This window comes from Rhodoflexus sp., from assembly GCF_053489755.1.
On the sequence record NZ_JBRCHD010000055.1, the window covers coordinates 17,592 to 29,902 of the forward strand.

11 protein-coding genes are annotated in these 12,311 nt (G+C 48.4%); 7 read left to right on the forward strand and 4 right to left on the reverse strand.

Annotated features, from left to right (window positions below; translation table 11 throughout):
* Positions 1-34: 34 nt before the first annotated feature.
* Entirely contained in the window at positions 35-382 is a 348-nt protein-coding gene (locus ACWIP2_RS12740; protein ID WP_448520320.1) for a YraN family protein, read from the reverse strand.
* 57 nt (positions 383-439) lie between these two features.
* On the opposite strand from ACWIP2_RS12740, the gene ACWIP2_RS12745 reads away from it, so the two are divergent.
* Positions 440-934, forward strand: coding sequence for a hypothetical protein (locus tag ACWIP2_RS12745; RefSeq protein ID WP_448520321.1), 495 nt, complete (start codon positions 440-442; stop codon positions 932-934).
* Complete coding sequence (locus tag ACWIP2_RS12750) at positions 915-1,943, forward strand: radical SAM/SPASM domain-containing protein (RefSeq protein WP_448520322.1); 1,029 nt, start codon at positions 915-917, stop codon at positions 1,941-1,943. Before ACWIP2_RS12745 ends, ACWIP2_RS12750 begins: the two co-directional genes overlap by 20 nt.
* 2 nt (positions 1,944-1,945) lie before the next feature.
* On the opposite strand, the gene ACWIP2_RS12755 is transcribed toward ACWIP2_RS12750, so the two are convergent.
* Positions 1,946-3,112: an iron-containing alcohol dehydrogenase gene (locus tag ACWIP2_RS12755; protein ID WP_448520323.1), complete on the reverse strand. Its 1,167-nt coding sequence runs from the start codon at positions 3,110-3,112 to the stop codon at positions 1,946-1,948.
* Positions 3,113-3,226: 114 nt separating this feature from the next.
* Positions 3,227-4,918, reverse strand: coding sequence for a glycerol-3-phosphate dehydrogenase/oxidase (locus tag ACWIP2_RS12760; protein WP_448520324.1), 1,692 nt, complete (start codon positions 4,916-4,918; stop codon positions 3,227-3,229).
* 161 nt (positions 4,919-5,079) lie between these two features.
* Between ACWIP2_RS12760 and ACWIP2_RS12765 the strand changes: the two genes are divergently transcribed.
* From ACWIP2_RS12765 to mfd, 5 genes are all read left to right on the forward strand, one after another.
* A complete protein-coding gene (locus ACWIP2_RS12765; protein ID WP_448520325.1) occupies positions 5,080-5,547 on the forward strand; it encodes a hypothetical protein in 468 nt (155 codons plus the stop codon).
* A 93-nt stretch (positions 5,548-5,640) separates the two neighbouring features.
* On the forward strand, positions 5,641-6,375 hold the full coding sequence (locus ACWIP2_RS12770; protein ID WP_448520326.1) for a carboxypeptidase-like regulatory domain-containing protein: 735 nt from the start codon (positions 5,641-5,643) through the stop codon (positions 6,373-6,375).
* A 166-nt stretch (positions 6,376-6,541) separates the two neighbouring features.
* On the forward strand, positions 6,542-6,862 hold the full coding sequence (locus ACWIP2_RS12775; RefSeq protein WP_448520327.1) for a hypothetical protein: 321 nt from the start codon (positions 6,542-6,544) through the stop codon (positions 6,860-6,862).
* Between the two features lie 90 nt (positions 6,863-6,952).
* Positions 6,953-8,035 (forward strand): mannose-1-phosphate guanylyltransferase, encoded by a 1,083-nt coding sequence (locus ACWIP2_RS12780; protein ID WP_448520328.1) that lies wholly within the window; start codon positions 6,953-6,955, stop codon positions 8,033-8,035.
* A 58-nt stretch (positions 8,036-8,093) separates the two neighbouring features.
* Positions 8,094-11,468 (forward strand): transcription-repair coupling factor, encoded by a 3,375-nt coding sequence (mfd, locus tag ACWIP2_RS12785; RefSeq protein ID WP_448520329.1) that lies wholly within the window; start codon positions 8,094-8,096, stop codon positions 11,466-11,468.
* 76 nt (positions 11,469-11,544) lie between these two features.
* Here mfd and ACWIP2_RS12790 read toward each other — a convergent pair whose 3' ends face one another.
* A complete protein-coding gene (locus tag ACWIP2_RS12790) occupies positions 11,545-12,117 on the reverse strand; it encodes a hypothetical protein (protein WP_448520330.1) in 573 nt (190 codons plus the stop codon).
* Positions 12,118-12,311 lie beyond the last annotated feature (194 nt).

A 12,311-nucleotide genomic window follows, 5' to 3' on the forward strand; every position in this document is an offset into this window, starting at 1 on the left:
GAAAGGTTACAGCGCGGCTGTGATTTTTTTACGCTTAATAAAACGCATCTTCAAAATGTAATAGTTCGGGCGGGTCTGACCAGGTGATGGCGATGATGTCAAAGCGGATGTCGCCGTGCCAGTCCTGCTCGGCGATGAAGTACTCGGCAGCGCGTTTGATGCGCCCTTGTTTGGCTGCGTTTACCGATTCTTCCGGGTAGCCGAAGTCATTGGTTGCGCGGCTTTTCACCTCCACAAATACCACAGTTCCTGCCTTCTGCGCGATGATGTCTATTTCCGTGCCTCGTGGCTTGTAGTTGCGGCTGATGATCTCGTAGCCCTGCGCCTGCAAATGCGCGGCAGCCATCGCTTCGCCCTTTGCTCCTTTTTCCTTTTTATTCATGTCGCTGCCTGTTTTTGGCATAACTTTGCGTTAAATTTCGTAAAATCCTATTCTCTCATGGGTTTAGCAAAAATACTTTGGATTCTGTCTTTGTTGGGATTTCTGGCGGTCTTGCTGGTAACCTATATCTATATGCCCGAAAACGTCGCCGTTTTGTTTGACCAACTTGGTCTGCCTTACTACTTCCTGCCCCGCGATCAGTATTTCTATGTTGCTTTGGCAGCTTGTGTGCTGCTCAACGGCGCGATTCTGTTGCTTGGCAACAGCGTAACCCGCCTGCCTTCGTCGTTCCTGCCTACTCCCAAGCGGCGCTACTGGGCAATGCGCGACAATCGCCTCCGCTTCAACAAGCGATTTAAGCATTGGATAAAAGGTGTCGCCTTTTTCCTTAACCTAATTTTGTGTCTGCTGTTGGTGGATATTCTACGCGGCAACGATTCGCAGATGGACTACCAGACGCAAACGCTGCTCTACGTATTCAGCGCGCTGCTCGGAGTTTGGATTGGCTTCTATTTTGTGCTTTTCGGCGTATATGTTGAAAAACTGGACTGATCGCCTCCAACTGCTCAAAACGCTTACTCCTGCCAAAATTTGGAATTTTCTGTGGCTGATGCTCAGCTATCAGCTCTCTAAACGCCTGCGCAAACCGCTCCACAGGGGGCTGCCTGCGGCTATTTCCATTGAGCCGACGACCTCGTGCAACCTGCGCTGCCCCGAATGTCCGAGCGGGCTACGCTCTTTTACGCGCCCAACGGGCATGTTACAGGCAGAACTGTTCAAAAAAACCATTGACGAACTGCACGCGCGCCTCATTTGGCTGACCTTCTACTTTCAGGGCGAGCCTTATTTGCATCCGCAGTTTACCGAGTTGGTACGCTATGCACACGCGCGCGGCATTTACACGGCGACCTCTACCAATGCCCATTTCCTGACCGATGACAACGCCCGCAAAACGGTGGAAAGCGGATTGAGCCGACTCATTATTTCCATTGACGGAACTACGCAGGCAACCTATCAGGCATACCGCATCGGCGGTAAGTTGGAAAAAGTCATTGAGGGAACTAAGCGCGTTTTGTTATGGAAAAAGCGACTGAAAAGCCCTACGCCACACGTTATTTTTCAGTTTCTGGTCGTCAAACCCAACGAACATCAGATTGAGGAAGTAAAAGCGCTTGCCAAAGCATTAGGCGTAGATGAGGTGCAGCTCAAAACCGCACAGATTTACGACTACCGCAACGGTTCGCCGCTGATACCGACGCAAAGCCGCTATTCGCGCTATGCGCTGCAAACCGACGGCACGTATCAAATCAAAAATCAATTAGAAAATTCCTGCTGGAAAATGTGGCACTCCTGCGTCATCACATGGGACGGCAAAGTTGTGCCCTGCTGCTTTGACAAAGACGCACACCATACGCTCGGTAATGTAGAGCTGGTATCCTTTCAGCAAGTCTGGCGGGGGGAAACCTATCGGCAGTTTCGGCAGGCACTGCTCCACTCGCGCCAAAGCATTGACATCTGCCAAAACTGCACCGAAGGCATGAAGATTTTTGAGGAGGAATAGTTTTAGTAGCTCATTTCTACGATTTCTTTCACCCGTTCAATGGTTACATTGCCATTTTCGCCCAGTTTTACCCAGTTGCGGCGGGTAAATCGCGCCACAATTTCTTCGGCGGTTCCGGCATAGTCCGATGTATAGTCAGACAGGCGGGTTTGGATACCCAGACTGTGGAAAAACTCCACCGTGCGGCTGATAGCTGCCTGTGCGCGTTCATCGTCGCTGCCTTCGGTGATGTTCCATACGCGGGCGGCGTATTGCACTAATTTTTCCTTCTTGAACGCAAACATTACGCGATAGAGGCTCGGGGCAACGATTGCCAGCGTGCGGGCATGGTCAATGTTGAACAGCGCCGTGAGTTCGTGTCCAATCATGTGTGTCGCCCAGTCGTTGGGTACGCCTTTGCCAATCAGACCGTTGAGCGCCATGGTCGTACACCACATGAAATTACCTGCTGCCACCGCGTCGTTCGGGTTGGCAAGCACTTTCGGGCCTTCTTCTATCAGCGTTTGCAGGATGCTTTCCGCAAAGCGGTCTTGCAGCGGTGCATCGGCAGGGTAGGTCAGGTATTGCTCCATCACGTGCGTATAGGCATCTGCAATGCCGTTGGCAATCTGCCGCTGTGGAATGGTACGCACTACGATAGGGTCTAAAATAGAAAACACCGGATAGCAGGCAGGCGAAGCAAAAGACAGCTTCTCACGGGTAGATTCGCGGCTAATCACCGAGTTCGGGTTCATTTCCGAGCCGGTGGCAGGCAAAGTCAGAACAGCGCCAATAGGCACAGCCTCTTTGATAGTGCTACCGATGCGCTTCACCAAGATTTCCCAAGGGTCGCCGTTTTGGTAGGGAATGGCTATGGCGATGAATTTGGCCGCATCCAGCACCGATCCGCCGCCAACTGCCAAAATGAAGTTAATGTTTTCTTTGCGCCCCAGTTCTATGGCACGCATCAGCGTTTCGTATTTCGGATTGGGTTCTACCCCTGCAAACTCTATATGCGCAAAATCGGCAAGCGCCTTTTGCACTTGTTCATAAATGCCATTTTTTTTGATGCTGCCACCTCCGTAGAGCAGCATTATTTTTGCACCAGTTGGCAAATTTTCCTTTAGTCTGTCAATTTCGCCAACGCCGAAAATGATTTTTGTGGGGTTGTAAAAAGTGAATTTATCCATGTGTAATCATCAATAGTAAATAGTGTGTGGAAATGTAGCGTATCCTTCAGGATGCGCGAATGATTGATTGTATAACACCAGATTAGCGCACGCTAAAGCGTACGCTACATTCGCTCAGGCAACCATCGCCGAATCGGCTTCGGCTGGTAGAAACTCAACTGCCGCCCGATAAGTTTTCATAAAATCAGTTTCCCAACTTTCGGCAACGGCGACGGGCAGGTTTTGCCAAGTGGCTAATTGCATCGCCAGCGGGCGAATGAGCGGCTCTACTGTGCGGCGGTGGAAATACAGCCGTCCTGTGCGGCGAATCAAAAAGTCGCTAACAGTAACAACCATTTCGTTTTGGTAACAGTAGGCAAGTTCGGCAAGGGCCATTGCGATCTGCATATCGTTGTGCTGCGACTTGATGCCGTCAAAAGTTGCCAGAATATTGTCGGTAGCTGTGCCAAAATTGAATACCAAAAACTGCGCGTAGGATTTATCAAAACCATCGGCGGCAATGCGGGCGGCTATTTGCGCCGTGTAAGATATTACTTGCTCTTGATTGACAAACGCGCTGTTGCAAAGGCTGATATTTTCCGTTGCGCAAGGGCGTGTATTTTTTTCGCGATAAGTTTGCAACCATTTAGCTACGCGGTCACAAACGCGAGCTGCCATTTTGCGGTAGCCGGTCAGTTTACCGCCCGCGATGGAAATAAGCCCGCCTTCGGAAACAAAAATTTCGTCTTTGCGCGAAAGCTCCGAGGGCGATTTGCCCGCTTCATGAATCAAAGGTCGCAACCCTGCCCATGAAGAAATGACATCTTTAACGGTCAGTTGCACGGTGGGGAACATGCTGTTCACCGATGACAAAATGTAGTTCATATCCTCGCGGGTGGCGTGCGGCTGTTCGGGCGAATCGTAGTAAGAAGTGTCCGTAGTGCCGAGATAGACCACATGCCCGCGCGGAATGGCAAACATCATACGTCCGTCAGGCACATCAAAATAAACCGATTGGCGCAACGGAATGCGGTAGTAAGGCACTACTAGGTGCACGCCTTTGGTCAGGTGCAGGTGTTTGTTGGTATTAGGTTTGGTTGTATCCTTCGCGCGAACTTCATCTACCCAAGGCCCCGCAGCATTGACTACTACATCGGCGCGGGCAGTGAGAGTTCTGCCGCCAAGCCGGTCTGAAAGCACCACGCCGTTGATTTTTCCTTGTTCGTTGTAGGTGAAGCCGTTTGCTTGTAAATAATTTAGACAAATAGCTCCATGCGCAACGGCTTGCTTAAGCGTCTCTATGGTCAGGCGCGCGTCGTCGGTGCGGTATTCAATGTAAAGCCCGCCGCCTTCTAATATGTCGGCACGCAGCAATGGTTCTTGCCGTTGGGTTTGTTCTTTATCTAACATGATGCGCTGCTCATCGTCTTTTACGCCTGCCAGTTTGTCATACACCCACAAACCGAAAGAAGTAGCTATAGGTCCGTAAGTGCCGTTTTTAATCAGCGGTAGCAACATTTTTTCAGGAACGACTAAGTGCGGCGCGTTGCGGTGGAGTACTTCGCGCTCCCTGCCCGTTTCCATCACTAATCCGACTTCCATTTGCTTCAGATAGCGCAATCCGCCGTGAATGAGTTTGGTAGAGCGGCTGCTGGTGCCGCCCGCAAAATCGCCTTTTTCTACCAACAAGGTTTTAATGCCTCTTGCGGCAGCATCTAGCGCAATGCCTGCCCCTGTAATGCCTCCGCCAATGATAAGCAGTTCAAAATGTTGTTCTGAAATAAGTTGTAACAAGTGAGCGCGTTGCGCCACAGAAAAAGTATGCATGACGAGCATTTTGATTTTAAGTAATAACGTGGAAAGCTGTCGGATGTTTGACTACTTTTGTTGCAAGTACGAAAAAAATCGTGCAGAATCTTGCATGTTTACTATTTTATAATGTAGGCAACACAGTTTTAACAATTCCGAAAAAGCGATTTAAAACAGGCATGGGTATTACACTGCCATTGGGTATTACGGGTTATGCTCCTGAAAATGAGCGAGTAAACATGGCAGATGCTTCTTTGGTATTTACGGACATCTGCGAAACACTTGCTCTTGCAGACTCCCGCTTTGTTTTACAGGGTTTCGTACGAGCCTCGCAGGGGTATGGCGGTAACCACGATGCGGCGGTTTTTCTGCGCCAACCCAACGATGAACTGATTGTACTGTGCAACTTGTTTCATCCTTATGTAGCCTTTGTTGTGAATGGGCAATATGCGGATGTGCCTGAACTAAAAGGATTTTTTACGCCAATTTTTACTGTGCTGCCTGCTCAGTTGCTTACTGCACGTTTGGATGCGGAAAATGAAATTAGCGCGCGCGCCGTGTGCAACTTGCACCCCGATGAGTTTGGGCAAATGACTTATCGCCAACCTGAGATTGTAGGCGATATTGTGTTCCACAGATGGATGTAATGCACTGAATTGTTTTTCAACATTTTACGGCTACGTATTGTTTGCTTAAATTGAAAAGCTAATGGTTCTGTATCCGTAAATAAGGAGGTGCTTATGCGCATACCAAAAACGCTGATAGCGGCGATCTTGCTGCTGATTTTTTCCTGTACCCGTCAAGATAATATTCCTCTTGCTCCGGGAGGTGTGAAAGGTACTATCGCCAGTTTTGACGAATTTGGGCGAGAGGTGCCTTTTCGGGCTGCTGTAGATATACGGCTGAATGGTATTGTCAATTTTACAGGTAGAACAGACTCACTGGGGCGTTTTGACATTCAGGGTGTACCGCCGGGAACTTACTGGTTGCAGGCAACTCATCCTGCGCTGAGTATGTATCGCAAGTTCAACATCCGCGTATTGTCGCAAAATACAACCGATATGAGTACAATCCGAATGGTACAGCCTTCTACTACTATCGCTTCGGAAATAGACATGTTTTTTCCTCCTTCCGAAGAGTTTGAAATTGTAACTTTTACGGGTAAAATCAGACCTGCGGGGACTTTTTTGCAGCGCCGCGAAGTGCGTCTGTTCTTCGGCAGAACGCCCAATGTTTCACCAACTAATTATCAGGCTTCGGTTTCTGCCATCAATATTCAGAGTGATGAGTTTTTGTTGAATCTGCTTGTGGGCGACTTTGTCCGCCGCGGATTTGCACGCGGAGATATGGTATATGCTGTTGGCTACGGTTCTTCGCGGGTAGGCGATAGCTATGTCAATCAGGATGGGGTAGAAATTTTCACAGGTCTCAATCCGCTGGCATCTAACGTGGTGGCTTTCAGGCTACCGCGATAAGTGAAACTGCTGCTTAATTAATTGCCAATTGCCTACTGTCAATAATATTTTTGCCGGCCTGATACTGAACGCTCGTCGAAGCTTGTATCTTTAGCAGGAAAAAAGTTAAGACATTGGATATTACTGACCCGAATTTACTATCTTCGGGTAGTTATTAACCTGCAATATGCCCAAACCCCTGCCACCCGAGTATATCCGCAAATCTGAAGCAACACCTTTGCAAGAAGCCATCAGCCGAATGCTGGAAGTATATGGACTTTCGGGAAAGTATGACGAGGTACATATCATACAGGCGCTCCGCGAGTTGCTGCAAGCATCTTTTGGCAGTCAGACCGACGAAATATTCATTCGCAATCAATGTATTTTTATCAAAATACAGGCAGCGCCCTTGCGCAAAGAAGTGTTCATGTGGCGCGATCAACTGCTGGCTCGCCTGAAAGAAAAAGAGCCAAAGGCTGTCAAGATTGAAGCGATTATGCTAATTTAAGGTGCGAAATATCTCGTACCCAACAATGATGCAGTTTTTCCCAGCTAACTCTTTAGCCAAGAAACTGTATTGCTAACAACGATGTGAACAATGAACAGACACCACTATATCATTATCATGGCGGGTGGTATCGGCACCCGTTTCTGGCCCTACAGCCGCGTGGAGCGCCCCAAGCAGTTCCAAGATATATTAGGCACAGGCGAGACGCTATTGCAAATTACCTTACGGCGCTTCAGTAATATTTGTCCGATCGAAAATATCTATGTTGTTACCAACCAGACCTATGGGGGGCTGGTACGCGAACAACTGCCACAAATTGCCGAAGAGCAGATCTTACTCGAGCCTTTCATGCGCAACACGGCCCCCTGTATCGCTTATGGCGCTTATAAGATTGCTGTGAAAGATCCGGATGCAGTCATCCTTGTAGCCCCTTCCGATCATGTTATTCTCTACCAAGACGCTTTTGAGAAGGCGGCGCTCACTGCGCTCAATGCAGCCAATCAACACGAGGTAATTATTACTTTAGGGATCACACCCAGCCGTGCCGATACGGGCTATGGGTATATCAACATAGTAGAGAATGATTTACTGGCTGAAGACGTTTACAAAGTCCGCACATTCACCGAAAAGCCCAATGCAGAATTGGCACAGGCATTTTTAGATAGCGGTGACTATGTTTGGAATGCGGGTATCTTCATTTGGCACAGCAAAACGATCATTCAGGCTTTTCTTCGGCATCTGCCCGAAATACACGAGGTATTCGAAGCAATTACGCCGAAGTTTTATACCGCAGAAGAGGCACAGGCAATATACTGGGCCTACGAGCGCTGCCGCAGCGTTTCTATTGATTATGGCATCATGGAGCAGGCTGAAAACGTGTATGTTGTTCCTTGCAATTTGGGCTGGTCAGATCTGGGTACATGGAAGTCGCTTTACGAGTACCTGCCTCAAGATGAAAACAAAAATGTGCTGAGCGGCAATATTATGACCTACAAAACTTTCAACAGTTTGATCAAATCGTCTTCCGACCGTCTGATTGTTGTGCAGGGCGTTAATAATTACATCATTGTAGACCATGAAAATGTATTGCTGATCTGCCACAAAGACTATGAGCAGGAAATCAAGTATATACTGGAAGATGTTCGCGAGAAGCGCGGCGCCGAATTCTTGTAAACTACTCGTTTTTTGGAAAACAGATCAGAGGCTTCCGAATCTTTCCTAAATTTGCCCTATGACTGCACAGGAGTTGTTGGGGCTGTATGCCAATGATGCGTTTATCGCCAATATTGCACATCGCATAGAACAGGCGGGTGCTGCTATGCTGCCGTTGCATGGACTGACAGGTAGTCAGGACGCGGTAGTTGCAGCAGCGCTTTACAAGCGCAATCCGCAGCCACAGTTGTTTTTGCTACACGACAAAGAAGAAGCCTACTACTTTTTTAATGACCTACAGAACCTGCTCAAAGGCCAACTGCGTCCCGGGCAGGAAGTGCTGCTGTTCCCCAGTTCTTACAAGCGCCCGTACCAGTTTCAGGAGGTGGACAATGCCAACATTTTGCAACGCGCCGAGGTGCTGAACCGCATCAGTCAGACTAAAAACTACGTGCAGGGCGAAATCATCGTGAGTTATCCCGAAGCAATGACCGAAAAAGTAATCAACAAGCGCTCGCTCGTTGAACATACTTTTTTGGTAAAAGTTGGTGAAAAAATTAACGGCGAGTTTGTTGCCGAACTGCTGCATAACTACGATTTTGAGCGCACCGATTTTGTGTATGAACCCGGACAGTTTGCTGTGCGCGGCGGTATCATAGACGTTTTCAGCTATGCAGGCGATTTACCCTACCGCATCGAACTTTTTGGCGATGAAGTGGAAAGTATCCGCACGTTTGACCCCGTTACGCAGCTTTCAGTAGCGCAGGTACAGTCTATCTCGCTGATTCCCAACGTACAAACCAAACTTTTGCACGAAACGCGGGAGTCATTTCTGAAATTTATTCCAAGAAATACGCGCATTTGGGTCAAGGATGTAGCCATTACGCTGGAAATCTTGCGTAGATATTTTGACAAAGCCACCCAAGATTTTACCCAAGTTGTATCGGGCAGCGACATTCAGTTGGTTGCCAAACCGGAGGATTTGTTTGAAACGGCGCAAAGTTTTGAAGAAGCCCTGAAAGGTTTTACTGTACTTGAATTTGGCAAGCGATTCACCACTAAAGTCAATGCTATTGAGTTCAGCAGCAAGCCGCAGCCATCTTTCAACAAAGACTTTACACTGATAGCCAAACACTTAGACGAAAATCAGTTGCGTGGCATCACCAACGTACTGGTGGCAGAACAGCACCGCCAGTTGGAGCGTCTGCATGCCATTTTTGAGGAGATAGACCCGCAGATGCGCTTCCAAACGCTGCATTTGGCGCTCCGCGAAGGTTTCTGCGACGAACTGCTGCAAATCGCCTGCTATACCGACCACCAGTTGTTTGAACGTTTCCACCGCTACAAGACCAAGGAGCGTTTTTCCAAGTCGCAGGCAATGACCATCCGCGAGTTGAAATCGCTGCAAATCGGCGACTATGTAACCCATGTGGACTATGGAGTCGGGCGTTTTGCAGGGCTGGAAAAGGTAGAATCCAATGGCAAACTACAGGAGTCTATCCGTTTGGTTTACCGCGACGACGATATTTTGTATATTTCCATTCACTCTCTGCATAAAATTGCCAAATATATCGGCAAAGATGGCACTATTCCGTCGCTAAGCAAACTCGGCTCGCCGGATTGGGAAAACAAGAAGAAAAACGTCAAGAAGAAAGTCCGCGACATTGCCAAAGAGTTGATAAAACTCTATGCCAAGAGAAAAGCTGCACGGGGCTTTGCTTTTTCCAAAGACAATTATTTGCAGATAGAACTGGAAACCTCTTTTATTTATGAAGACACGCCCGATCAAGCCAAAGCCGCCGCTGCGGTGAAGGCAGACATGGAACAGCCCTACCCAATGGACAGGCTCGTTTGCGGCGATGTAGGTTTTGGCAAAACAGAGGTAGCGATTCGCGCCGCTTTCAAAGCTGCCATTGACGGCAAACAAGTGGCTGTTTTAGTGCCTACGACCGTACTGGCTATGCAGCACTACAAAACTTTCAGCGAACGACTGAAAAATTTTCCGGTGCGTGTGGAATATATCAATCGCTTTAAGTCTGCCAAAGAAATTAAAGAAACCCTGCAAAACCTTGCCGAAGGTAAAATTGATATTCTGATTGGCACGCATCGCATTGTCAGCAAAGACGTGGTTTTCAAAGATTTAGGCTTGCTGATTATAGACGAAGAGCAAAAATTTGGCGTCAAAACCAAAGAACGCCTCAAAGAAATGCGCATCAATGTGGACGTGCTTACCCTTTCGGCAACGCCGATTCCGCGCACGCTGCAATTTTCGCTCATGGGCGCGCGCGATCTTTCCATCATCACCACGCCGCCGCCTAACCGGCAGCCCGTTACGACCGAGATTCACGTGTTCAAAGAGGAACTCATCCGCGATGCGATTAGCTACGAGTTGCAACGCGGCGGACAGGTTTTCTTCGTACACAACCGCATCGGAGATATTGAAGAAATCGCCAACATCATCTTGCGCCTTGTACCCGATGCCCGCATCGGCATTGCACACGGGCAAATGGACGGCAAAAAACTGGAAGCCGTGATGATGAAATTCATTGAGGGTGAATACGATGTGCTGGTTTCTACCAACATCATTGAAAGCGGTCTGGATATTCCCAACGCCAACACAATCATTATCAACAGGGCGCATACCTACGGGCTTTCCGACCTGCACCAGATGCGAGGACGCGTCGGGCGCTCTAATCGCAAAGCCTTCTGCTATCTGCTCACGCCGCTGATGAGCGGACTGACGGCAGATGCGCGCAAACGCTTGCAGGTGCTGGAAGAATTTAGCGATTTGGGCGACGGTTTCAAAGTAGCCATGCGCGATTTGGACATTCGCGGCGCAGGCGACCTGCTCGGCGCAGAGCAAAGTGGCTTCATCACCGATATTGGCTTTGAAATGTACCACCAGATTCTGGACGAAGCCATTCAGGAACTCAAAGAAACCGAATTCCGCGAACTATTTGAGCGCGAACTTTCGCTCAAGCAGGAAGATTTCGTGAAAGATTGTACCATTGAAACCGACTTTGAAATTATTATTCCTGATACCTATGTATCAGGCATTAGCGAACGTTTGCGTCTTTATACTCAAACCGACAGCATTAAAACCGAAGAGGAGTTAGAGCGTTTCCGCCAGTCGCTGATAGACCGCTTTGGGCCGATGCCGCGCTCGGTGTGGGACTTGCTGCGCACCGTACAACTGCGTTGGCTGGCGCAAAAAATGGGATTTGAAAAACTTACTCTCAAAGGCGGTGTACTCAAGGGGTATTTTATCAACAAGGAATCTTACTTTCAAGGTGAAACTTTTGGGCAAATTATCCGCTATGCCACACGCAACTCCAAAACCTGCCGCCTGAAAGAAACCACTAAAGGCCCTGTACTGATTATAGAAAATATCACCGACGTAGAAAAAGCCATGCAGGCGATTGAGGACATGGCAGGTAAGTTACAATTGGCTTAAGCGCTGGTTATCGGCAGATAAAAAACCCGACAATCGTCAAGATTTGTCGGGTTTTGCGTCCGATTTATTCCCAGATTTACGGAACCAGTGTAATGCGATAGAAGAAAGGCGAATTGTAATAAGGACCGCCTGTGATGTTTGCGCTCGTATTACGTACGTTAAACGAACGTCCATTGGTAAGGCGAAGCGTCGCGTCAATCTCAATCAAGTCGGTAGCCGCCACTTGATTGGCTTGCAAGCCAAGCGTTTGCAGCGCGTCAGCCATGCGAACGACCATCGTATGGCGCGGCAGACCGCTTACTTCATTTCGCGAGAAAGCCGATGCCGGAATAGAACGGAAGTTGCGATACGCGACGTTATTCGTTCCGTTGGCGGGCGTTCTGTCCACGAAACGTATCTGTAAATCATAGGATTGCAACAATGCGCCGCGCTGCTCATCAACCGCTTCTATTACGTAGGTTACTTGCGCGGCGCTAATATTGGCCGCAGAAACTTGTTGATTAGCAGGCGTAACGGAAATAGTGCGCATATAAGCGCCTTTTTCCAACTCAGGCGCAGGCGGCACTCTATCAACCATTTCTGTTTTGCAGGAGGTTGTTGCAGCTGCAAGGACAAGGACAAATGAAAACTTCTTTATATATCGAAACATACTCAAATCATGATTTAGAGGTTGAACCAAATGTGAATTTATTTCACAAAACCAGCAGGGTTTTTATCCCAGAATACAGGCTTTTCTACATTTGCTTTTTGTTTTGCATTAGCATTCCGATTGGCAAATACGGCAGGATAGAAGAACGACCGAATAAAAGGACCAGGATTTGCTTCTAATGCAGGTTGCATATT

Excerpts from the sequence above, each read along its gene's own strand:
- ACWIP2_RS12790 (WP_448520330.1), bottom strand. The coding sequence starts at position 12,117 with ATGTTTCGATATATAAAGAAGTTTTCATTTGTCCTTGTCCTTGCAGCT.
- ACWIP2_RS12740 (WP_448520320.1), bottom strand. The coding sequence starts at position 382 with ATGAATAAAAAGGAAAAAGGAGCAAAGGGCGAAGCGATGGCTGCCGCG.
- ACWIP2_RS12780 (WP_448520328.1), top strand. The coding sequence starts at position 6,953 with ATGAACAGACACCACTATATCATTATCATGGCGGGTGGTATCGGCACC.
- mfd (WP_448520329.1), top strand. The coding sequence starts at position 8,094 with ATGACTGCACAGGAGTTGTTGGGGCTGTATGCCAATGATGCGTTTATC.
- ACWIP2_RS12760 (WP_448520324.1), bottom strand. The coding sequence starts at position 4,918 with ATGCATACTTTTTCTGTGGCGCAACGCGCTCACTTGTTACAACTTATT.
- ACWIP2_RS12745 (WP_448520321.1), top strand. The coding sequence starts at position 440 with ATGGGTTTAGCAAAAATACTTTGGATTCTGTCTTTGTTGGGATTTCTG.
- ACWIP2_RS12765 (WP_448520325.1), top strand. The coding sequence starts at position 5,080 with ATGGGTATTACACTGCCATTGGGTATTACGGGTTATGCTCCTGAAAAT.
- ACWIP2_RS12775 (WP_448520327.1), top strand. The coding sequence starts at position 6,542 with ATGCCCAAACCCCTGCCACCCGAGTATATCCGCAAATCTGAAGCAACA.
- ACWIP2_RS12755 (WP_448520323.1), bottom strand. The coding sequence starts at position 3,112 with ATGGATAAATTCACTTTTTACAACCCCACAAAAATCATTTTCGGCGTT.
- ACWIP2_RS12770 (WP_448520326.1), top strand. The coding sequence starts at position 5,641 with ATGCGCATACCAAAAACGCTGATAGCGGCGATCTTGCTGCTGATTTTT.
- ACWIP2_RS12750 (WP_448520322.1), top strand. The coding sequence starts at position 915 with ATGTTGAAAAACTGGACTGATCGCCTCCAACTGCTCAAAACGCTTACT.